The 23,148-nt window shown below is 67.6% G+C and carries 15 protein-coding genes; 4 read left to right on the top strand and 11 right to left on the bottom strand.

Annotation, left to right across the window (positions count from 1 at the left end; all coding sequences use genetic code 11):
* Window positions 1-63: 63 nt before the first annotated feature.
* On the bottom strand, window positions 64-2,877 hold the full coding sequence (locus EP7_RS02575; protein ID WP_463526011.1) for a M16 family metallopeptidase: 2,814 nt from the start codon (window positions 2,875-2,877) through the stop codon (window positions 64-66).
* Window positions 2,878-3,383: 506 nt separating this feature from the next.
* Here EP7_RS02575 and EP7_RS02580 point away from each other — a divergent pair.
* From EP7_RS02580 to EP7_RS02590, 3 genes are all read left to right on the top strand, one after another.
* Window positions 3,384-4,661, top strand: a complete 1,278-nt coding sequence (locus tag EP7_RS02580; RefSeq protein WP_463526012.1) for a Gfo/Idh/MocA family protein — start codon at window positions 3,384-3,386, stop codon at window positions 4,659-4,661.
* A 217-nt stretch (window positions 4,662-4,878) separates the two neighbouring features.
* A complete protein-coding gene (locus tag EP7_RS02585) occupies window positions 4,879-6,039 on the top strand; it encodes a Gfo/Idh/MocA family oxidoreductase (RefSeq protein ID WP_463526013.1) in 1,161 nt (386 codons plus the stop codon).
* On the top strand, window positions 6,036-6,851 hold the full coding sequence (locus EP7_RS02590; RefSeq protein ID WP_463526014.1) for a DedA family protein: 816 nt from the start codon (window positions 6,036-6,038) through the stop codon (window positions 6,849-6,851). Before EP7_RS02585 ends, EP7_RS02590 begins: the two co-directional genes overlap by 4 nt.
* 22 nt (window positions 6,852-6,873) lie before the next feature.
* On the opposite strand, the gene EP7_RS02595 is transcribed toward EP7_RS02590, so the two are convergent.
* Both EP7_RS02595 and EP7_RS02600 read right to left on the bottom strand, forming a co-directional pair.
* A complete protein-coding gene (locus EP7_RS02595; RefSeq protein ID WP_463526015.1) occupies window positions 6,874-7,203 on the bottom strand; it encodes a hypothetical protein in 330 nt (109 codons plus the stop codon).
* A gap of 84 nt (window positions 7,204-7,287) precedes the next feature.
* Window positions 7,288-8,346: a DUF1559 family PulG-like putative transporter gene (locus tag EP7_RS02600; RefSeq protein ID WP_463526016.1), complete on the bottom strand. Its 1,059-nt coding sequence runs from the start codon at window positions 8,344-8,346 to the stop codon at window positions 7,288-7,290.
* Window positions 8,347-8,726: 380 nt separating this feature from the next.
* On the opposite strand from EP7_RS02600, the gene ribF reads away from it, so the two are divergent.
* Window positions 8,727-9,671, top strand: coding sequence for a riboflavin biosynthesis protein RibF (gene ribF / locus EP7_RS02605; protein WP_463526017.1), 945 nt, complete (start codon window positions 8,727-8,729; stop codon window positions 9,669-9,671).
* A 130-nt stretch (window positions 9,672-9,801) separates the two neighbouring features.
* Here the strand turns inward: ribF and EP7_RS02610 are convergent, their stop codons facing one another.
* The 8 genes from EP7_RS02610 to EP7_RS02645 all read right to left on the bottom strand — a co-directional run bounded on the left by EP7_RS02610 (window position 9,802) and on the right by EP7_RS02645 (window position 22,953).
* Window positions 9,802-10,893, bottom strand: a complete 1,092-nt coding sequence (locus EP7_RS02610; protein WP_463526018.1) for a DUF1559 family PulG-like putative transporter — start codon at window positions 10,891-10,893, stop codon at window positions 9,802-9,804.
* A gap of 169 nt (window positions 10,894-11,062) precedes the next feature.
* Window positions 11,063-14,680: a DNA polymerase III subunit alpha gene (gene dnaE / locus EP7_RS02615; RefSeq protein ID WP_463526019.1), complete on the bottom strand. Its 3,618-nt coding sequence runs from the start codon at window positions 14,678-14,680 to the stop codon at window positions 11,063-11,065.
* Between the two features lie 993 nt (window positions 14,681-15,673).
* Window positions 15,674-16,126 (bottom strand): hypothetical protein, encoded by a 453-nt coding sequence (locus EP7_RS02620; RefSeq protein WP_463526020.1) that lies wholly within the window; start codon window positions 16,124-16,126, stop codon window positions 15,674-15,676.
* A 124-nt stretch (window positions 16,127-16,250) separates the two neighbouring features.
* On the bottom strand, window positions 16,251-17,333 hold the full coding sequence (locus EP7_RS02625; protein ID WP_463526021.1) for a DUF1559 family PulG-like putative transporter: 1,083 nt from the start codon (window positions 17,331-17,333) through the stop codon (window positions 16,251-16,253).
* Window positions 17,334-17,800: 467 nt separating this feature from the next.
* Entirely contained in the window at window positions 17,801-18,094 is a 294-nt protein-coding gene (locus tag EP7_RS02630) for a type II toxin-antitoxin system Phd/YefM family antitoxin (protein ID WP_463526022.1), read from the bottom strand.
* 237 nt (window positions 18,095-18,331) lie between these two features.
* On the bottom strand, window positions 18,332-20,131 hold the full coding sequence (locus EP7_RS02635; RefSeq protein ID WP_463526023.1) for a serine/threonine-protein kinase: 1,800 nt from the start codon (window positions 20,129-20,131) through the stop codon (window positions 18,332-18,334).
* A gap of 260 nt (window positions 20,132-20,391) precedes the next feature.
* Entirely contained in the window at window positions 20,392-22,536 is a 2,145-nt protein-coding gene (gene glgP, locus EP7_RS02640; RefSeq protein WP_463526024.1) for an alpha-glucan family phosphorylase, read from the bottom strand.
* A 201-nt stretch (window positions 22,537-22,737) separates the two neighbouring features.
* Complete coding sequence (locus EP7_RS02645) at window positions 22,738-22,953, bottom strand: hypothetical protein (RefSeq protein WP_463526025.1); 216 nt, start codon at window positions 22,951-22,953, stop codon at window positions 22,738-22,740.
* Between the last annotated feature and the right edge of the window lie 195 nt (window positions 22,954-23,148).

The raw sequence follows: 23,148 nt of genomic DNA on the forward strand, positions 1-23,148 counted from the left end.
ACCCCGGCCCTCCTCGCGCGTTCGCGCGAGGAGGGCCGGGGCCGATCGCGTCCAGATGAGCACTCAGCGTGCCGGGCCGGGCACCGGATTGCCGTCGTTGTCCAGGATCTTGACCGGGCCGAGCTTGAGGTCTTTCAGCTTGGGCTCGACCGTCTTTCGGTCGCCCACGACCAGGATCGTCCGGGCGCCCGGCTCGACCACGCGGGCCATCTCCTCGCGAATCGCATCCAGGGGGACGGCGGCGAGCCGGTCGAGATAGGTGGCCAGCTCGTCGTCGGGCAACCCGTGGACGGCCAGTTCGGCCAGCGCAGAGGTGATCCGGGTCGGGTCGCTGAAGTCGTCGGGGAAGCTGCGGGCCTCGGCGTCTCGGGCCACGCCCACTTCCTCGTCGGTCGGCGGGTTCTTCTCGACCAGGGCGTCCATCTCGGCCAAAATCTCGCGCAAGGCGGGTGCCGTGGCGTCGCCCCGGACGTTGGTGCTGATCTGCCAGACGCTCCCCGCCCGGCGGTAGCTGAACATCGACCCTGCGCCGTACGAATAACCGTTTCGCTCGCGCAGGTTCTGGTTGATCCGGCTGAGAAAGTCGCCCCCCAGTACGCGGTTGCCCAGGAGCGTGGCGAGGTACTTCGGGTCCTTGCGGTCGCCCCAGATCCGGCCGACGGCCAGCACGCTCTGCACGGCCCCGGGCTTGTCGATCAGGTAGATGGTCGTCGTCCCCGGCTCGCGCTCGACCTTGGAGCCGGCGACCTCGGGCCTGGGTGCCGCCTCGCCGGTCCAGCCCTTCAGGGCCGTTTCCAGCTGGGCGAAGATGGCCTCGGGCTCGGCGTCGCCCACCACGATGAGCGTGGCCCCCTTCGGCCGGACGTGCGCCTTGTGGAACGCCCGTGCGTCGTCGGCCGTCAAGGACTTGACGGCCTCGGTCGTCCCGTCGGACGGGTTGCCGTAGGGATGATCCTTGCCGTAGAGCAACGACCTGAAGGCCCTGCGGGCGATCCACTGCGGGCTGTCGGGCCCCTGCACCAGGCCGGTCAGCTGGAGCTGCCGTTCGCGGTCGACGTCCTTGGCGTCGAACCTCGGTTGCGTCAGCATCTCGCCGACGAGCGTCATCGTCGGGCCGAAGTTGCGGGCGATGACCCCCACCGAGACGACGGTGTCATCCAGTCCCGCCATCGTGCCGACCGAGGCGCCCAGGGCGTCGAACGCCTCGGCCAGCTCGACGGCCGTCTTGTCCGCGGTCCCCTTGTCCATCAGGGTCGTCGTCAGGGTGGCCAGGCCCGACTTGCCCGCGGGGTCGTCGGCGGTCCCGCCCGGGATGATCAGCCGGGCGCCGATCAGCGGCAGGGTGGTCCACTTCGCGGCCCGCACTTCCAGGCCGTTGGAGAGCGTCTTGCGGACGAATTTGGGCGTCGACAGCGGCCGATCGGTGGCCGGGCCGGGCATCTTCGACCAGTCGGGCCCCGGGGCGGGCGCCCGCTCGGCGATGGCGGCCTCGGCTTCCTTCGATGGCTTCGGGCCGACCTGGACCGCCTGGGCCTCGGCCTCGCCGGGCTGGGCCGGCCTGACCACCAGGACGAGCGTCTCGGGGGGCAGATATTGCTTGGCCACCCGCAGGACGTCGGCGGGCGTCACGGCGGCATGGCGCAGGTAATCCTCGCGGTAATACTCGGCGTTGTCCTTCTGCGCCGATCCCACCGCCAGGGCGATGGCCCGGCCCATCTGCGAGGTCAGGCGCTGGAACGAGCTCGACTCGAACTTCGCCTTCGCGCGGGCCATCTCGGCCTCGCCGGGCGCGGCCGAGCGGGCCTTCTCTACCTGAACCCGGAGCGCCTTCTCAACGTCCTCGATCGTCTTCCCTTCGGCGGCGGTCGCCTCGATCCGGAATAGCCCGGCGATCTCCTTGGTGTCGCTGGACGCATTGACCTCGGTGGCCAGGCCCAGGTCGAGCACCAGGGCCCTGTGCAGCCTCGACGCCTCGCCGTCGGAGAGCAGGGCCGCCAGCAGGTCGAGCGCCGGGGTGTCGGGGTGGTCGTCGGCCACGGTCGGCCACGACCAGTAGACCCTGGGCAGGGTCACGCGGTCGGCCTGCTCCATCCGTGCGCTGACGGGCGGGGACTCGGGGGCGACCACCTTGGCTGGGACGACGCCGGGCTTGAGCGGGTTGAAGTACTTGGCGATGAGCGCCTTGGCCTGCTCGGGGTCGAAGTCTCCGGCGAGGCAGAGCGTGGCGTTGGCCGGGTGGTAGAACTCGCCGAAGAACCGCCTGAGGTCGGCCAGCGACGACCCGTCGAGGTCGCGCATCGAGCCGATGACCGACCACGAGTAGGGGTGCCCCTCGGGGAAGAGCTTCGCCAGGATCGACTCCTCAGCCAGCCCGTAAGGGACGTTCTCGTAGCTCTGCCGCCGCTCGTTCTTGACCACCTCGCGCTCGGTGTCGAACTTCGACTGGTCGAGCGCCGTCGGCAGGAACGCCAGCCGCTCGGCTTCCAGGTAGAGCGCCCGCTCGAGGTAATGGCTGGCGACCGTCTCGAAGTAGACGGTCATGTCCTCGGACGTGAATGCGTTGGACTGGGCCCCCGTCTCTTGCAGCGGGATATCATAGTTGGGCACGTTCTTGGTGCCGCGGAACATCATATGCTCAAAGAAGTGGGCGAAGCCCGTCCGCCCCGCGCGCTCGTTCTTCGACCCGACGTGATACGCCACGGCGACCGTGACACGGGGCACGCTCGGGTCGCGGTGCAGCACCACCTTCAGACCGTTGCCCAGCTTGTAAGACTCCACCGCCAGCTTCGGCCCCTCGGGGCCCCCCGCCCCGATCGTCGCCGCCGCGACCAGGAACCCCGCCGCCACCACCCAACGCCCGACTCGTCGCGATCTCATGATTGGATCCGCCCCCGCAAGGCACCGACTCCGACCGCCCATCCAGGACTCGCGTGCCATTCTACGAGAAGCGGCCCGGGGGGCGATGCGCCCATTGACAACTCGAATTGGGGCCGCCGAGCGCCCGGGACACGACTGGCGGACTGCGGAGGGCCGATGGCGAGCGTGCGCGAGGCTCGCCCCCAACGTCCCATGCCGCGATTCCATGGAGGCGACAGAAGTCGTTTTTCAATATGGATTTGTGGCTCGATTTGGCCCGCCAAGGCTCGTCGATGTCGGGGATGCCCGGGGAATGTCCGGCCCGGTTACCGCGGGAGGGCCAATCGCCGCCGGAAGGATTCGCGGCCGCCATCGCCTCGACGGATCACGCTTTCGTCCGTTCGGTTTGCACCCGGGCAGTCTCCCTGGCACAATGGGGTTCCATCCCGGGGCTGGTTTGTCGCCGAGCGACTCGGCGAGGTTTGGCCGGCCCCGCCCCCGATCCCGCTCGCGGAGACCCCAATCCCATGCGCGACAGCTCACGTCGGACGTTCCTGATGAACTCGTCGGCCACCGTGGCGGCGTCCGCCGCGCTGGCGTCGCTGGAGATCGCGGGCAACGCGTATGCCCGGGCCGATGACACGATCAAGGTCGGGCTCGTCGGCTGCGGCGGTCGCGGGACCGGGGCGGCCGAGCAGGCGCTGACGGCCGACAAGGGCGTCAAGCTCGTCGCCGTGGCGGACGCCTTCCAGAATCGGGCAGACAGCTGCCTGGAGCTGCTCAAGAAGAGCGCCGTCGGCAGCCAGGTCGACGTGCCCAGCGACAAGATCTTCATCGGCTTCGACGCCTACAAGAAGGTCATCGACGAGGTCGACGTCGTCCTGCTGACGTCCACCCCGCACTTCCGCCCCGAGCACCTGGCCTACGCCGTGGCCAAGGGCAAGCACGTCTTCATGGAGAAGCCGGTCGCCACCGACTCGCCGGGCGTCCGGTCGGTGCTCCAGTCGGTCGCCGAGGCCAAGAGCAAGGGTACTTCGATCGTCTCCGGCTTCTGCTGGCGGTATGACAAGCCCCGCCGCGAGACCATGAAGCACTACTTCGATGGCGCCGTCGGCAAGGCCGTGGCCGTCGAGACGACCTACAACTCGTCGGGCGTCTGGGAGCCCCCCAAAACCCGCGAAGAGGTGGGCTCCGAGATGGAGCTCCAGATGCGCAACTGGTACTACTACGACTGGCTCAGCGGCGACCACATCGTCGAGCAGGCCATCCACGGCATCGACACGATGTGCTGGGCCCTGGGCGACAAGCCCCCCGTCCAGTGCTTCGGCGTCGGTGGCCGCCAGGTCCGGGTCGAGCCGAAGTACGGCAACATCTACGACCACTTCTCGATCGTCTACGAGTACCCCGACAACGTCCGTGGCTACCACCAGTGCCGCCACTGGAAGGGGACGGCCATGCGCGTCAAGGATTACATCCTCGGCGAGAAGGGGGTCGTCGACGTCTTCGGTAACTCGATCTCCGGCGAGAACAAGTGGCGCTACCGCGGCGCCAAGAGCAACATGTACCAGGTCGAGCACGACGAGATGTTCGCCGCGCTCCGCGCCGGCAAGACCCTGAATAACGGCGAAGAAGCCGCCAAGACGACCCTGGTCGCCATCATGGGCCGCATGGCCGCCTACACCGGCGAGGTCATCACCTACGAGGCGGCTCTGAACTCCAAGGAAGCGCTCGGGCCGAAGGAATACGTCTGGGGCGACGCCCCCCAGCGCCCCGTCCCCATGCCCGGCCTGACCAAGTTCTCCTGATCGAGAAATCGGGCTAGAAGCCGATCGACCCATCCGGGCCGGGCCATGAACGTGGCCCGGCCCGGCGTCGGTTCGAACAATCGGGCCGGGAAGGTCTGTGTTCCCAGGGGCCGGACTTCGGGTAAGATGGCCCGCGCCGCCGGGTCGCCAAACGCGTGGGTGTCGCGCCCGCGCCCGGCCCCAAGACACGATCCGCCTTGGACGACCAAGCCCGACGATGAACGTCCTCATCCTGGGCGACGGCCCCGAGGAACGGGCCTGGGCCCTTGCCGTCGCCGGGCTCGATCCGCAGCACCGGGTCTGGGCCGCCTACCCGGGGTTCGCCGAGTTCCCTGAACTCGCCGGGCACGCCGACCTCGACGAGGCCCTGGCCACCGCCGGGATCGACGCGGTCGTCGTCGGCGGGCCTCCGGCCCTGCGCTCCGAAGGCCTGCGCCGGTCGGCCGCGGCGGGCCTCCCCACCGTCTGCCTGCACCCGCCCGGTGATGGGATCGACGTCGACGCTTACTACCAGGTGGCACTCAGTCGCCTGGAGACCGGCGCGATCGTCCTACCCTATCTTCCCGCCCGTTTGCACCCTGCCTTCCACGTGATCGAGGCGGCGGTGAAGGCCAATCCGGGGGCCTCGATCCGCCTGGAACTGGTCGTGAATCCCGACGCCGGAAGTCTCGTCGAGGCGGTCTTCCCGTCGGCCGTCGACCTCCTTCGCGCCTTGCTGGGCGAGGTCGAGGCGCTCTCGGCCAACGGCGATCCGCTGGGAGTCCGGCCCACATCCAGACTGCTCGTCCCCCTGAGAGGGCCCGGTGGCCGAGCCGCCGAGCTGCGCATCGAGACCGGACACGCCCGTTCGGCCCGCCTCGCTGTCGGCCTGCCGCAGGGTTCGTTGGTCTGGGAGTTCGACCCCGGTTTCCGGCAGCCGTCACGGCTCTTTCGCAGGGATCACGACGGTGGCGAGACGGTCGAGACCTACGACGACTGGGACCCGCACGCCGCGATGCTCGACGCCCTGACTTCGGCCGTCGCCGGCGCCGAGCCGAGCCCCGGGTTGATCGACGGGACTCGCACGCTGGAACTGGCCTCGGCGGTCGTCCGCAGCCTGAAGCGGGGGCGGACCATCGACTTGCATTACGAGGAGATCTCCGAGGAGGGCTCCTTCAAATCGGTCATGACGTCGATGGGCTGCCTCGTCCTGATGGGGTCGCTGTTCAGCCTGCCGATCGCCCTGGCCGGCCCGGCGATCGGCATGCCCTGGCTCATCTACCTGGCCTACCTCATCCCGCCGGCCCTGGTCGTGTTCCTCTTGATGCAGTGCCTGAAGCTGGTCTTGCGCAAGCCGGCACCCGAGCCCGACTCCGACGCGGAGGGCGCGCGGCGTTGATCGGCGACCTGGTCGGCAGGCATGGCTACCTCGGCATCTTCCTCCTGCTCTTGCTCGGGGGCCTGGGCCTCCCCGTGCCGGAGGAGGCGCCGATCATCCTGGCGGCTGTGCTCTCGCACAAGCAGACGCTCTGGGGGCCCTATGCCTTCGCCGCCTGCATGCTGGGCGTGCTCGCCGGCGACTTCGTGGTCTACTTCATCGGCTACGTCTACGGCGAGAAGGTGCTGGGCCTGCGCCTGACGCGCAAGTTCCTCACCCGGCCGCGCGAGGCCCAGATCAAGGGATACTTCCACCGGCACGGCTTCAAGATCCTGATCCTCGGCCGGTTCGCCGCCGGCTTCCGGACCGCGGCCTACCTCACCGCGGGCATCCTGAAGCTGCCCCCCCTACGTCTCTTCCTCACCGACCTGGTCGCCGCCACGCTGTCGACATCGCTGATGTTCGGGCTCGGCTACCTCTTCGCCAATCAGATCGAGCACGCCCTGCACGACGTCCAGCGTGCGGTCGTCGTCACCGTTGCCCTCGGCCTGGCCATCTGGCTGCTGCATCGCTTCTACAAGGGCCGGATGCGTGGCGGGGCCGTCGTCGGCCCGAAGGTCCTGGTGCCCGAAGACGTCCAGCTCCCCCTGCCCGCCGACGACCTCCATTCGGGCTTCCACATCCACCCGCCTCGGCCGGCCGACGAGCCCGATCTCGACCTGGTTCAGCCACTCCCGCCCGACTTGCCCATCCCGATCGAGCTGCCCGAGGTTCCCTCGGCCGACCCATCCCTGAGCGGCTCAAACCTCGGGCCCTCTCCCGTCGCCCGTTAGATCTGCGGCGGCCGACACTCCCTCAACGCTCACGCTGAGGCCCCTGGTCGAGCATGAAGTCGCGGAGCTTCTGGCGGGCGGGTTCCCACTCGCCCCCCTTCGCCTCGAAGACTATGGCGGCCAGGGCTTCATGGGCACCGTCGGGGAGCCGGCCGGCCTCATGGAACCGGTTCAAGCTCGTCGCATTCCGCTCGAGCTGGCCCGCGTCCTTCATGCTGACGGCAGTGTAAAGCGCGTCGATGGTGGTGAAGACCTCCTTATCCGGCCCGATCGCCGGTGCACGGCCGCAACCGGCGGCCATGACGGTGCAGGACAGCAGCAAGGCCGCAAGCAATTCCACACGACGGATCATCGCAGTGAGTCCCTCCCGAGGTTCACGATCATCGTCCTGAAACGAGGCGGCCCGAGGCCCCTCGACCGTCCTGCTGAGTGCGGCTCAATAGTCGCCGCTGATCACTTCGCCCCGATTCCGCGTGGAGAGGGCGACCCACGTCAGGGGATAGATCGATTCCTTGATGAACCGGACGGAGCCGTCGCCAAAAAGGACACCCGCACCGCCTGGATGCTCGGAAAACATCTCGTCCGTGTGGCCAAACGGGTGGTTTGGCGCGTGGATGATGACGTTGGGATGGTCGCGAATGTCCGGGCCGCTGTGTGCACCAACGAGGTTGCCCCCGCTATTCGGCTCAGAAGGCCAGCGAGGCCTCTGCGGCGTGCAGGCGTAGGGGACCACCCCCACCCAGGTCGAGTCGCACAGGATCGAGGATCTCTCGCCCAGGAAGACCGTGTTCGACAGGCCATCCGTGACATCCGCCACCCTGGTCCGCGAGTTCCGGTAAAACGGTCCGTCAATGACGTGGGGCCCGGCCCCCTGGATCGGCTCGGCCGAGTCGAAGTCGTACGAATACCGCTTCGTCCGACCCCAGGGCTGGTTGATCCCCGCGTTGGTGACGTAATGGCTGCGAGAGAAGATGACTTGCGGGGCGAACTCGCCCCCGTCGTTCGGACTGCCCGAATTGCCGTTCGTGTACCGGTGAAGCGCGAACGGAGCATCCCCGCCGGTGACCGACGGGCAGAGGAACATCGCAAGTTTCGTCGTCGCACCGGTCGAGTTGTCGGGCGCCCAGCACGGCAGGTTCATGTTCAGGCTCGAAGACACCGGGGTTTGCTCGGCGTAAGGAAGCAGCAGCGTCCCCCAGGCGAACCCGGGGAGCGTGTTGATGTTCTCGTCCGGATAGCTGACCCCGTAGGCCGTTCCCGTCGCATTCGGGTCGCCGACGTAGGCAGGCGGGTAAGCACCGATCGCGGACTCGTAGTTGGCCAGGGCCAGGCCGAGCTGCTTGAGATTGTTCGTGCATTGGGCCCGACGCGCGGCTTCGCGGGCCGACTGGACCGCGGGTAGGAGCAGGGCAACGAGCACGCCGATGATGCTGATGACCACCAGCAGCTCGATCAGGGTGAAACCAACCCGAGAACGCCTCTGACGGGAGGACATGTTCGTTTGCCTGATTTGGAGGGGAGGAAAAGGAGCGGCAGCCTCGTACCTTGAGGCTAATGCCTGCGATCGAAACTTTAATTTTAGTCGCAGTCCATGTCAAGTTTTGGTTAGCAGAAACTTTCTCTTCACGACGGTTAATATCCGAGGAACGCCGATCCATCGCGCCTTGATTCACCGAAGCTCGGCTCGGCGCCGTTGCGGGTCGATCCAGGGCATTGACCCTGCCGCGGCCCGGCCGCGATAATCAGGGCGGTGAAGCGACGGGCGCCGGCCCCGGCAAGTTGGCCGGCCGTCGGCCCGCGTGAGCCCCCCTGCTTCGCACCCGCCGACGGCGGCGGCCCGCGATGATCAGGGGATCGTGCCGAGGACTTCCGCGGGTGTTCACGCTTTCTCGGCTCGAAGACGTGCCGGCCCTGGCCCGCGGGGCCTACCTGGCGATCGGAAATTTCGACGGCGTCCACCGGGGCCATGCCCGGCTCATCGGCCGCCTCCGTGCCCTGGCCGACGCCGCGGGCGTGCCGGCCGTCGCGGTCACGTTCGACCCCCACCCGGTCGCCCTGCTGCGGCCCGAGTCGGCGCCGGTCCCCCTGGCCTGGACCGACCGCAACATCGAGCTTCTGGAGCAGGCCGGCGCCTCGGAGGTTGGCGTCTTCCGCACCGGTCCCTGGCTGCTGGAACTCACGGCCCGCGAGTTCTTCGACCGGGTGATCGCCGGGCAGTTCGCGGCGATCGGCATGGTCGAGGGCCCCAACTTCGGCTTCGGTCGGGCCCGTGGTGGCGACACCCGGCAACTTTCCGAATGGTGCGCCGACGCCGGGATCGCGCTCGAGGTGATCCCCCCCACCGAGGTCGACGGCCAGCTCGTCTCGTCGTCGCGCATCCGGGCCGACCTGGCCGAGGGCCGGGTGAGCGAGGCCGCGGCGCTGCTGGGGCGGCCCCATCGGATCCGAGGGATGGTCACGCACGGGGCGGGCCGAGGTGCCGGCCTGGGCGTGCCGACGGCCAACCTCGACGAGATCGACACCATCATCCCGGCGCATGGAGTCTATGCGGCCCTGGCCTACATCGACGGCGAAGGGACGCCCCTGCCGGCCGCCTGCAATGTCGGGCCGAACCCGACCTTCGGCGAGCAGGAGCAGAAGGTCGAGGCCCACCTGATCGATTTCCGGGGCGACCTCTACGGCCGGACGGTGCACCTCGACTTCCTCGAACGCTTGCGCGGCACCCGGCCGTTCGGCGGGCTCGAAGACCTGCTCACGCAGATCGCCGCCGACGTGGAGCGGTCCCGAGGGATCGCCGCCCGGGCGATCCGAGGGAACTGATCGACGGCTCCGGATGCAAAGTCGGGAACGGACGCAGCCCGCGGCATCGGGCCGCGGGCTGCCAGGGGCCGGTCCATCGTTGGGACCGGCGAGTCGGGGGTCGCCCTCGGAGGGGCGGCGGGCGATCAGATCAGAAGGCGTCGGACGAGACGACCTCGCCGCCCTTGGCCGTGATCAGCGAGCGGAGGACGACGATGCTGGTCGTGTCCTTGAGGAACTTGACCGAGCCGTCGGCGAAGACGACGTTGGCTCCGCCGGGGTGGAACGAGAAGATCTCGTCGTTGGCCCCCGCGTTGTTCCCCTTCACGTCCACGCCGTTGACCACCGAGACGGTCGAGTACGGGGTGTCGGTCCGCATCGGGCGGAACTTGTTGTTGATCGAGCCTGAGACCCCGAAGCCGCCATCGGGCTCGGCCCAGCGCCAGTACTTACGGCTGTTGTAGGTGGAGATGACCGGGCGGGCGGGCGAGTACGGGGCCAGGTCGTGGCCGATCCGGTCCTGCTCGCTGTAGGGGCTGACGAACCGGGCGTCGCGGCCGGCATCTTCGGCGAAGACGATGGTGTTGCTGGTGCCGTCGGTCAGCTCGGCGATCCGGGTGCAGCTGGCCTTCAGGGCACCGTCGGCGCGGGCCACCTTGTTGCGGTAGGGGGTCACCGGCGATGCGCCCGGGACGACCGTTCCGGTCGGGTCGATGTCGGTGTAGACCGTCGCGCCGTAATCCTGCACGCCGTAGCCGACGCCGAACTGGACGGACATGAAGTCGGTCTGGTCAATGGTGTCTCGGCCGCCCGAGGGCTCGCGAACCGACGAGGGGCAGATGAAGGCGTTGATCACCGAGGAGGTCCCGGTGAAGTTGGCGCCGGTGGCGGTGTTGTAGTCGAGGTTGAAGTTGATCGTGTTGTAGGCGTTGCCCGCCTCGATGTAGTTCAGGATGCGGGCGAGCGGGCTGTACTCGCCGTCAACGAACTGGGTCTGGGGGTTGCCGGCGCTGTACGTGTAGTTGGACGACTCGCCGCCCGGCGGGAAGGCCCCGACGCTGCTCTCGTAGTTGTGCAGGGCCAGGCCGATTTGCTTCAGGTTGTTGGTGCACTGGATCCGACGTGCCGCCTCGCGGGCGCTCTGCACGGCCGGCAGCAGCAACGCGATCAGGACGGCGATGATGGAGATGACAACAAGCAGTTCGATCAGGGTGAACCCGCGGCGGGTCGGCTTCGCAAGCATCGGCAAGCATCCTAGAGGACGTCGCCAGCGATCGTCGGATAACCCCGGCGATCGAAACGGCAACGCGTTGAGCGTTCAAGGGTAGCCGGCCGTCGTGAGGATCTGCTTTCGGACCCGTGAAAGTTCCGTGAAGGTTGGGTCGGAGGAGCTGAGCCCTCGATCCGGGGGCTCAATCGTCGTCCATGTCGTCACCGGGGCCATCGTCCATCGCCGGGGCCGTGGCCGCGTAGGCCGGGACGGGGTTGATCGAGGGCTTGCGCGAGGCGGTCCCGCCCAGGCCCAGCAGGCGGACGTTGTCGCAGCCGACGGTCGATTCCAGGTCGTCGAGCATGCGTTCGTCGTGGCGCACCTTCTGGTTGGGGCCGGCCTTGAAGATCGCCCTGCGGACGCCGTCGAGGCCCAGGATCTCCAGGTAGAGGTCCAGGTTGCCCGCATAAGCCTTCACCGTCCGGTTGAGCCGCTCCAGGTCGTCTGGCTGCTGGATCCCCTTGTGAAGCCGGACGATCACGCCCCGGGTCAGCTCGGCGGGGCCGTTGTCCATGGGGATGATCTTGGTGATGACCAGCTCGGCCGGCTCGCGGCGGCGGTCGAGCGTCCCCTTCACGAATGCGATCTGGTCATTCTTGAGGATGCTTTCATTCTTGGCGAACTCCTCGGGCCAGAGCATCGCCGGCACGGAACCGGTCAGGTCCTCGAAGGTCAGCTTGGCCATCCGGGTCAGGCCCGACCGGCTCTTCTGGACCGTCTTGAGCTGGACCGCCGTGATCATGCCCCCCAGCAGGATCTCGGCCTTGTCCGCGGTATTCCCCAGCTCGGCCACCTTGTGCGTGGCCAGCGCCTGGAGCATCGCGGCGTGGCGTGCCAGGGGGTGGCTCGACATATAAAAGCCGAGCACCTTCTTCTCGTCGGCCAGCTTCTCGGCCTCGGGGGGCTCGGGCACGTCGGGCAGCGACAGGGCCGCCGAGGCGGCCGGTCCGGAGTCCGAGTCGGGCCCGTCGAACAGGCTGCGCTGGCCGCGTTTGCGGTCTTCCTGGACCGCGGCGCCGGCCTGCGCGGCGCGGGGGAGGATGGCGAGCCACTGGCTTCGGCGGCCCCCCATCTTGTCGAACGCGCCGGCCTTGATGAGGGCCTCGACGCACGACTGGGTGATGACCCCCTGCGGGACGCGTTCGAACAGGTCGGTCAGGTGGCCGAACTTGCCACCCAGGTCGCGGGCCGCCACGATCGCCTCGACGGCCTTGGTCCCGGCCCCCTTGACGGCCAGGAGCCCGAAGTTCACGGCCCCCTCGCGGGCGACTCGGAATTCGGCCCCCCCCTCGTTGATGTCGGGGGCCAGGACCTCGATGCCCATGCGTCGGCAGTCGTCGATGTGTTCGACGAAGAACTTCTCGCGCTCGGCCCCGTCCATCTCCGAGGTCAGCACCGCCGCCATGAACTCGGTCGGGTAGTGCGCCTTCAGGTAGGCCGTGTGGTAGAGCACCTGGGCATACGCCGTCGAGTGCGACTTGTTGAAGCCGTAGCCGCCGAAGAACTCGATCAGCTCGAAGATCTTCGACGCCTGGTCCTTCGAGACCCCCTTGGCCGTCGCCCCGGTCACGAACTCGGCGCGGCCGGCGGCGATCAGCTCGGTCTTCTTCTTGGAGATGGCCTTGATGCACCCGTACGCCTGAGAGAGCTCGATGCCCCCCAAGCGGTTGAGGATGCGCATGACCTGCTCCTGGTACACCATGATCCCGTGGGTGTCTTCCAGGACGTCCTTCATCACCGGGTGCGGGTACTCGGGCTTCTCCCGTCCGTGCTTTCGGTTCACGTAGGAGTCGACCATGCCGCCGTTGAGTGGGCCGGGGCGGTAGAGGGCCAGGATGGCGATGAGGTCGGCGAAGCGGTCGGGCTTCATCTTCACGAGCAGGTCGCGGATGCCGGCCCCTTCGAGCTGGAAGACCCCCTTGCCTTCGCCGCGCTGGAGGAGCAAATAGGTCGCCTCGTCGTCGAGCGGCAGCGAGGCCAGGTCGAGAGGGTCGTCGGCGGGCCTGCGCTCGTTGATCAGGCGGACGGCGGTGGCCAGGCTGGTCAGGTTCCTCAGCCCGAGGAAGTCCATCTTCAGCAGGCCGGCCTTCTCGACGTCGCCCATCGACCACTGCGTGCTGACGACTTCCTTGTCTTTGTCCTTGTTGGGCAGCTTCTGGAGCGGGACCATCTCGTTGAGTGGGCGGTCGGCGATGACGACGCCGGCGGCGTGCGTGCTGACGTTGCGGGCGATCCCCTCCAGGCGCCTGGCGAAGTCGAGCAGCTTGGCGATCTGCGCGTCCTCGTCGCGCAGCTTGCGCAGGCCGGGCTCCTGCTTGATCGCATCCTCGATGGAGATGTGCAGGACGTTGGGGATCAGCTTGGTGATCTGCTCGACCCGCGACAGCGGGATGTTCATCGCCCGGCCGACGTCCTTGATCGCGGCCTTGGCCGCCATCGTGCCGAACGTGCCGATCTGGGCGACGTTGGCCGCGCCGTACTTGTTGCGGACGTACTCGATGACCTCGTACCGACGCTCCTGGCAGAGGTCGATGTCGATGTCGGGCGCCTCCGACCGGTTGGGGTCGAGGAACCGCTCGAACAGGAGGTCGTATTTCAGCGGGCAGACGTGGCTGATGTAGAGCAGGTAGCTGACGATGGCCCCGCACGCTGAGCCTCTGGCGTTCGACGGGATGCCCACCTCGCGGGCGAACCGGACGAAGTCCCAGACGATCAGGAAGTACGACGCGAAGCCCATCCGGTTGATGGTACCCAGCTCATGCTCCAGCCTGGCGAGCACCTCGGGCGACGGGTTCGGGCCATATCGAACGAGCAGGCCTTCGTTGCAAAGCTCCAGCAGGTAGGCTTCGGGGGTCTTCTCGTCGGGCGGGTTGAAGGCGGGGAAGAACCGCTTGCCGAACTCGAGGCTCTTGTAGTTGTCCTCGACCATGTCGGCGATCCTGGCCGACATGCCCAGGGCCTCTTCGTGGCCGGGCATGGCCTCGTACATCTCGTCGGGCGTGCGGACGTGAAACTCGTCGGTGTCGAACTTCATCCGGCCTGGGTCGTCGAGCGTCTTGCCGGTCATGACGCAGAGCAGGACGTCGTGCGCCGGGGCATCCTCGCGGGTCAGGTAGTGGGCGTCGCTGGTGGCGACCAGGGGGATGCCCATGCGATTGGCCAGCGGGACGGCCACGGCCTCGTGGTCGCGCTGGATCTGGACGCCGTTGTTCTGGATCTCGATGAAGAAGTTCTCTTCGCCGAAGATCTTCTGGTACCAGGCGGCCAGCTTCTCGGCGTCGGCCGCCTTGCCGCGCAGGAGGTGGTCGGAGAACTCCGACGAGACGCAGCCCGACAGGCAGATGAGCCCCTCGCTGTGCCGCTCGAGGATCTCCTTGTCGACGCGTGGCTTGTAGTAGAAGCCTTCCAGGAAGGCCATCGACGAGAGCCGGAGCAGGTTGCGGAACCCGGCGGCGTTCCTGGCCAGCAGGGTCAGGTGGAAGTTGTGCTCCTGCCCCGACACCCCGCCGGCCGTCTTGCTCGTCCGGTGGTGGGGCGCGACATACGCCTCGATGCCGATGATCGGCTTGATGCCGGCCGACTTGGCCTCGCGCAGCAGCTCGGCGGCCCCGTGCATGTTGCCGTGGTCGGTGACCGCCAGCGCGCCCATGCCCTCGTTCTTGACCCGCTTGACCAGCGCCGGGATCTTGCTGGCGCCGTCGAGCAGGCTGAAGTGGCTGTGGCAATGCAGGTGCACGAAGGGCCGGCTGACGCTCGACATCCATCACCTCAACGGCAGGAAGCGCCCATGGCCGGAGGCCGGCCACTGAACGCTGGAACAGTCATTCTACCCGGCCGGTCACCCGATTTCGACCCTCTGGGGCCTGGCAGGGCGATCAACGCGGGACGCTCATCATCCTGAAAATCGGCCGCCGGTCGACTCGTCATTGAGCCCCGGACTGGCTCGTTCGAACAGGCTCCCGACCCAATCCTCCCCCTCGCCAGGATCAGCCTGAGGACTCGCGTCGAGCGTGTCAACTTTACCCCGGCCTGCGTCTCGGTGTCCGGCTCAATCGAGTCCCGACGGTTGTTTCGAATGCCCTGAAGGCTCGGCCTGCTCGCAGTGGGTTGGATTTGAAACGCGATGGCTTCGTTCCGATTTGGCGACGCCTCGCCGCAAGGGAGAATCCATGCAAATTGACGGAACCCCTTTCCAAAATGCGAGATAGGACGGTGAATGGGTTCGTTCGGTGTCCGCGAGGTGGGTTCGTTCGGGGACAGATGATGGCTTCGATCGGCAGGATTTTGTTCCGTCGAATGCAGGATGCGGTGCGATCCAGATTGTCAAAGAGCCTGGCTCGTCCGGGTGCCGGCCGGGAAGACCACGGGGGCCAATCCTTAGAGTTGCGCTTCGCGAAGAAAAGCGGCGGGAATTCTTTGGAAGATTTTTCGGATCTCGACACGGACTTCTCCCGCGATGGCCAAGGAGCTGTCTGGCCCGGTCATCTGGAGGCGAGAACCGCGGGAAACGAGTCGGGCCGGGGTGCCCTGTCAGGGGTCCCCGGCCCGGTTCAGCTCTGAGTTGTCGGCGAGGATCGGTTCGGCGTCTGGCCTCGGAGCTTTTCTCGTCGGAGGACGAGGTGCCCGCGAGCGTGGCGGCCTTTAGATTGCCCGGGGGTCCTTTCGAATCCAAGCGTCCGTGACCCCGGACAAGGATGCCTGGCCGGGACGAGACCCTCATCAGGCGATCCTGCCGCTCATCCCGGGCAGGATTTCACTTGGTCGAGGGGTTGCCTGCCTTGGACGCCGCCTTGAACTCATCGGCGGTCATCTTCTTCACGGTCCTGTCGAGGAGCAGGACGTAACCACCCGACTCGGGGACCTCCTTGTAATAGGCCAGGATCTCGGGCGAGGGAACCTTGCCCGGTTCCTCGTTCGTGTCGGGCAGCTTCGAGCCCCACTGAACGATGATCTGGCCATCACGCACCGCCGTCGTTCCGGCGCCCATGAGCATTTCGTTGGAGGTAAATTCCTTGACTGATTTGGGCGGGGCTTTCTTAAAGATGGACAGGCCCCGATAGTTCTCGGCCACTTCATTCAAGGAGACGACCTCGATCGCGGCCGCGTCGGGGTCGGCGTCGGACACGGTGCCGCCGCCGCACCCGGTCGTCATTGCGGTCAACAGGGCGAGAAAAGCGATACGCGGCCGTCCAGTGATCTCGGGCATTCACCAGCTCCTATCTGAATACGGAAATAAAAAAAGACGGCCGCCGACATTTCGGCGGCCGTCGCTCCATGCGTGTCATCCAGGCCTTGTCGTCGGAGGCCGGTCGAAGGCTGTCGTTAACGGATCAGTATGCGTCGGCGCTCAAGATCTCGCCGCCCGCGCGACTGCCCACGCCTCGCCAGACGATCGGATTGATCGTGTCCTTGACGAACTTGACTGAGCCATCGCAGAACGAGACGTTCACACCGCCGGGGTGGTAGCTCCGGGCCGCGATGTGCCCCTGGTTGTAGTTGGGGGTGTTCACGCAATCCCAGAGCTTGTAGTTCGGCGGCAACGTGTGGCTGTAATAACCGGTCGCGGGCAGGCTGCGATAATACTGCTGGCCGCGATAGCGGAGGCGGGTCTGGTTGGCGAACGTCGCGCAGTCGGTCGGCGGGATGATCGCGGTGTCGCCGGTGAAGTCGCCGGAGAAGGTATAGACGTTCAAGGGGTCGGGTATAGGGACCTCCGCCGGCGTGTTGGTCCCGGCCTTGCCACGCTTCGTCTCGGCGAACATCGCCGTGTTGCTCGTGCCGTCGGTAATTCCCGCCATCGACACGCCGATCGCGGTCCGATAGCTCGGGTTGAGGGTGGTGCTCCCGGCCGGGATGTATTGCGGCTCGGACGTGTTGAGCTTGATCGTGAAAACGCCCATGCGAGCCGTGTTCGACTCCTGCGAGGGGAGCGTGCCTTCAAAGTTGCTGGGCGAGTTCCCGGTGCTCGCGAAGTAATTGTTGTAGCCGAGCTGAGTGGTGCCCAGGGTGAAGCGATTCGAACTCGGATCCGAAGGACAGATATACGCCGAGACAAGTTGCGTCTGCGCCGTGTTATTGGCCGTGGTCGGACCGTAGAGGTTGATATTGATCTGGAAATTGAAGGCGCCGTACATCGACGCTTGCTCAAGGAACGGCAGGATCACGGCCGCGACCGAAGCGCGAGCGCCTGTGGTGGCGATCGGATAAGGACCTACCCCGGGGGGGAGGGTACCGTAGGTCGACTCGAAGTTGAGTGCCGCCAAGCCCTGCTGTTTCAGATTGTTGGTGCACTGCATGCGCCTGGCGGCTTCGCGGGCGCTCTGCACGGCGGGGAGGAGGAGGGCGATGAGGACGGCGATGATGGAGATGACGACAAGCAGCTCGATGAGCGTGAATCCGCGACGGCTCTTCATCAGACGGCTCCGACAACAGATGTTGGGAAAGAGGGCCGGACTCGTCCTTGCGCGACATCGCACAGTCGGACCGATGGACGTATGCAGGTCGAACCTCGCGACCCGGGGGCGTTGGGTGGAGGTCGTTCGTCTCGAGGGCACGAGACGTTCCGGGGGGCGATCGGCGGACGTCGGCGGTTGGGGACTGCGGATGGCGGGGCGGTTCGAGGGCGTGTGACGAAGAGGAGAGGTCCCCACACGCGACCGTGTTCATGCGGGCGATTCCGCACGACACCGGTATCTTACGGATTCAATGCGAGCATTCAAGAATGGAACAAAAAATTAACATAATGCGAAATTTTGATCGGATTCGGACATGAGAATCGGAGGGTGCCGTCGACGAGGCAGCCGGCCGCCTCGCGCGGCCCGGTTGGTGGGGGCCGCCGCGGCGGGATCGGGCGTGTATGGTCGCGGGAGAGGGACGGGCGTCAGACGGCGATCAGCTCGACCTCGGGGGCCGGGGCAGCGGCTCGCGTCTCGGACGTGCCTGCGGCCTCGAGGCCCTGCACCAGGGCGCCAAGCTGGAGGGCCAGCAGGCGGTCGGCGGGGGTCTGGCCGCGGAGCAACGACAGGAACGCCTCGGCCCCGATCAGGACCGCCTTGGGCTTGCTGTGGATCGTCAAGACGCAGCGGGCCGTCGGATCCTCCAGGCTCTCGAGAACCTTGGGGAGGTCGCGGTGCAGCTCGCGGCTGCCCAAAAAGCGGACGGGGGAATGGGCCATGCCAAAACCTCGGGGCCGTGAAGGCCGATCCAGTTGAGATGTGTTGCGGGGCGGCGTAGACGTGATACACCCCGGCTTCCGACGATAGGTATCCAGGATGATACGCGATCCCGTTTGTTGAGTCAATGTTTATCAGGCCCCGCGCGTGCGACGATTCCGCGAAAAATCGGCGGATCTCGCATGAAGCGAACCCGCACGCATCAAGGGCCTGCCGACGCTTTGTTTCCGGCCCCGGCCTCAGGCCCCGGCGGGGGGCGTGGCCAGCTCGGCGGCGGCCGGGTTGGGTTCGGCCGCAGGTGCGGGCTCGGGCGAGGGTTCCGGCGCCGGGTCTGGCTCCACGGGGGGGGCGGTCCGGTCTCCGGGCGGGGCAGCGGCGCCGGGGAGGGCGGCCTTGGCGCGATCGATCAGGTCGCGCAGATCGGGGTAGCGCGCGTAAGTCTCGATGGCGTCGCGCCTCAGGCGTTCGGCCCTGGCCTCGTTGAGCGACTTCTCCGACAGGTCGGCCTCGGCCAGCAGCGCCTCGGCGGTGGCCCTTCGCTTGGCGATCTCCTCGCTGAGAGCCTTGATCCGGCCCTTCGTCAGCAGGATCCAGCCGCGGGCCTCCCGGCCGTGCGGGGCGTAGGCCGCCAGCGACTTCTCCCAGGCGGCCAGGGCCTCGGGCTCCTTGTATTGCTGGAGCAGGGCCTGGACGCCCTCGAAGGTGCGGAGGTAGAGCGTCTCCACGTCGGTCGACGGGCCGGCCAGGCCGGTCCCCTTGGAGGTCTCCAGCCGTCCGGCGCGGCGTTCGGCGGCGTTCAGGGCGATCTTGTCGCGCCAGGTCTCGGTCTGCGCCTTGTAGGCATGGTCGGGGAACCGGCTGTCTAGCGGCTCGATGTAGCGATCCAGGGCCAGCGTCCAGTCGGTGTGATCGGAGTGGGCCATCAGGGCCTCGGCGTGGCTGTGCAGGTAGGCCGCGCTGGTGGGCCAGAGCACGTAGGCGATCCCAGCGCCCAGCAGGACCGCCGCGGCGATCAGGCCGTAGACGCCGAGCCTGGGGTTGTCCAGCAGCTCGGCGATGTCGAAGCCGTTGCGGGCCTCGGCGGACGCGGCGGCCCCCTTCCCCTTGGTCCCCTGCCTGGATGCCTTCGGCCGGGCGGGCACCGACGAGCCGGCGCGGGTTGGGTTGCCCCTCGGGTCGCCGTCGAGGGGCCAGACCATCGCGATGGGGGCGCCCTTGGCCTTCTTGTCGCGCAGGCCCTTGAGGATCTCGCCGACGGCGGCCGCGTCCCAGGGGCGGTCGACGGGCTTCTTGGCCATCAGGTTCATCACCAGGTCGTCGAGCGCCTTGGGGATTTCCTGGACCCGGGCGCTCGGCCTGGGGGCGTCGGCGGTCATGTGCGCGTTCATCAGGACCAGGGCGGTTGTCCCCTGGAAGGGGGTCTCGCCCACCAGGAGCTGGTAGAGCAGGACGCCCAGGGCGTAGAGGTCGGTCTTGTGGCTGATCTCGGGGGTGCCGCGGATCTGCTCGGGGGCCATGTAGGCGGCGGTGCCCAGGGTGCGCCCGGTGGCGGTCAGCGCGGTGGCGTCGAGGTCCTTGGCGATGCCGAAGTCGGTGAGCTTGACCTGCCCCTTGGCGGTGATCATCAGGTTCGACGGCTTGAGGTCGCGGTGGACGACGCCGTGCTCGTGCGCGTAGTGCAGGGCCTCGCAGAACTGGATGCCCAGGTCGACGACGTCGGCCCAGGGCAAGGGGCCCCGGCGGTCGACGACCCGGTCGAGGGTCTCCCCCTCGATGTATTCCATGGCGAAGTAGGAGCGGCCCGACGACCGGCCGACGGCCAGGAAGCGGACGATGTTGGGGTGGCGGAACTGCTGGAGGATCTCGGCCTCGCGCTTGAACCGCTCGGTGGCGTTGTTCTTCTGCGAGGTGTCGCCGAGGATGACCTTGATGGCCGCCGGCTTGCCCGTCTGCTCGTGCGTCGCGCGATAGACGACGCCCATGGCGCCCGAGCCGAGGATGCTCTCGATCTTGAACGAGCCGAGATTCTGGCCGATCATATCCGTCGCTTCCCACGCCAGGGACGCCTGCAGGCGCCCCGCACTCGATCGCCCTGCCCGGCACCGGGGACGCAGGCCCGACCGCCCGGCGCTGGGCGACGAGACCGACCCGAATTCGAACCGACCGGAGGACTTGAAGTGTACGCGAGCGGGCCGCGCAGGCGAAGGGCCCCGTCGGGAGTCGGCGCGTCGACGCAAGCGGGGGCACCCTCGGGTTGCGAGGATGCCCCCGGATTGGGGCGTCGGCCGGGGGGCATGGGTCAGCGGTTGGGCATCTGGCAGGAGAGGCCGTCGGCGGCCGGCAGGTAGCAGTTCTGGACGTAGTCCATGACCATCCGGTCGGCGTTGAACCGCCAGGCCAGCGACCTCAGGGCCGACTTCTGGCGGGCGATCCAGCCGTGCGGCAGGCCGTCGGCGGCCCGGTCGTAATACAGCGGGACGACGACGTCGGTGAGCGTCTTCATCAGGTCGTGGTGGTCGCGGATGTCCTGTTCCTGGGGCTGCGAGTGCGTCAGGCCGTTGCCGATGGCGAACCCGTTGGTGCCGTCGTAGGCCTCGGCCCACCAACCGTCGAGGATCGAGAAGTTCAGGGCTCCGTTGAGCAGGGCCTTCTCGCCCGAGGTTCCGCTGGCCTCCTGTGGCCGGCGCGGGTTGTTCATCCAGACGTCGACGCCCTGCACCAACTGGCGGGCGACGTCCATGTCGTAGTCCTCGACGAAGACGATCTTGCCGGCGAACCGGGGGTCGCGGGTCATCTTGACGATGCCCTGGATGAGCGCCTTGCCGAGCTGGTCCTCAGGGTGGGCCTTGCCGGCGAAGACGAGCTGCAACGGCCGGTCGGCCGAATTGATCATCTCGGCCAGCCGCTCGGGCTCGGAGAGCACCAGGCCGGCCCGCTTGTAGGTGGCGAACCGCCGGGCGAAGCCGATCGTCAGGACGTTGGGGTCGAGCACCTTGGAGGCGGCCTGGAGCGCCGAGGCGGGCTCATCCCGCCGCTTTGCCTGGGCCACCAGCCTGGTCCGGACGAAGTCGATCAGGCGTGCCTTGAGGACCTGGTTGGTCTCCCAGAGCTCGGCGTCGTCGATCTTGGACACGCCCGCCCAGGTCTCGGGGTGACGCATCCGCGCCGGCCAGGTGACGCCCAGGTGGCGGTCGAAGACGGCGTGCATTTGGGGGGCCACCCAGGTCCGCACATGCACCCCGTTGGTGATGTGCCCGATGGGCACTTCCGGCTCGGTCTTGTTGGGATAGAGCGGGCGCCACATCCGCCGCGAGACCGCGCCGTGCAGGGCGCTGACGCCGTTGGCGTGGTTGGACAGCTTCAGGGCCAGCACCGTCATGCAGAAGGGCTCGTTGTGGTCGCTCGGGTAGACGCGGCCCAGGCCCATGAAGTCGTCATAGGACAGCTTCAGCTCGTCGCGGATCTTGCCCAGGTTCTGCTCGACGAGGTCGGACGGGAAGCGGTCGTGACCGGCGGCGACCGGGGTGTGGGTGGTGAAGACGGTCATGGCCGCCACGTCGAGGCTGGCCTCGCCGAACGGCACGCCCGAGGCCTGCATCCGGGTCCGGATCATCTCAAGGGTGGCGAAGGCGCTGTGGCCCTCGTTAAGGTGCAGCACGCCGGGGTTGATGCCCAGGGCGTTCAGCAGCCTGACCCCGCCGACGCCCAGCAGCAGCTCCTGGCGGATGCGCACCCGGGCGTCGCCGCCGTAGAGCCTGGCCGTCAGGGCCTTGTCGCTGTCGGAGTTCTGGTCGACGAAGCTGTCCAACAGCAGCAGGGTCGTCCGCCCGACTTCCAGCCGCCAGACCCGGGCGTGCAGCACGCCCGTGTGGGTGTCGATCGAGATGTTCAGGGGCGCGCCGCTGGCGTCGAGGACCGGCTCGACCGGCAGCATCTTGGTGTCGTTGGTCAGGTAATTTTCCTGCTGCCAGCCATCGGCATTCAGCGACTGGTGGAAGTAGCCTTGCGCGTAGGCCAGGCCCACGGCCACCAGCGGGATGCCCAGGTCGCTGGCGCTCTTCAGGTGGTCGCCGGCCAGCACGCCCAGGCCGCCCGAATAGATGGGCACGCTCTCGTGCAGGCCGAACTCGGCCGAGAAGTAGGCCACCGGGCGGGTGCGCAGCGTGGCCGCGTAGACCGAGCCCCAGCTGTCGGTGTCGGCCAGATACTCGTTGAGCCGCCGGAACGCATTGTCGATCCGCGAGTCGAGGGCCACCTCGGCGGCTCGCTTCTCCAGGACGTCGGGCGCGATCCGCTGGAGGAACTCGACCGGGTTGTGGTCGCAGTCGCGCCAGAGGGCCGGGTCGAGCTCTCGAAACAGGCTGATGACGTTGGGCTGCCACGTCCACCAGAGGTTGCGGGCGAGTTCGCGGAGCTTATCGAGCAGCGGTGCCTGGCCCGTCATGGATGTCCTCTGGAGTCGACTTGAAGGAATCGATCGCCACGGCCGTGAGTACGGCCCGGTTCGCGCAGACCCGCTCGCCGACACGCCTTGAGGAGAGCCTGCGCGTCTGCAAAGGTTCGCTAGTATGCCGAACTGGTCCCGAACAGCCAAGACGTGTCGCCATAGACGGCATCCGGCCGGTCAGGGCTCGGACCCGTCGGCTCAGAGCGAGGCCGTCTCGCTCAGGTGCCTTCGGCCCTGCGCCGCCCACCTCAGGCGGGCGCGAAAGACCCCCAGGGCTACGAATCCGGCGGCCATCGCCAGCGTCGCGGGGCCGGGCGAATCGGCCGCCACCAGGGCGGAACCGACCTCCTCCGCGGAGGCATCCCAGCCGGTCAGCATCAACGCCGCCAGTGTGCAGAATCCGAGGCTCTTCATCGCGACTCTCTTCCTTCCAGACTTCGCCACCCGACATCGGGTCGCGCCCTGACCGACTTTGCGTCCCCCTCGACGCGCCCGCGACGTCGCGGGGTCGGACCGCACTCAAACCTCAACGTAGGCCGCGTAAAGCACCCGGTCAACTCGACCGGCCATCCAAACGGGCCCTGAGCCTGGCGATCCGTCCCAGGCGCG

The organism is Isosphaeraceae bacterium EP7, from assembly GCA_038400315.1.
In the GTDB taxonomy this organism is placed as follows: Bacteria; Planctomycetota; Planctomycetia; order Isosphaerales; family Isosphaeraceae; genus EP7.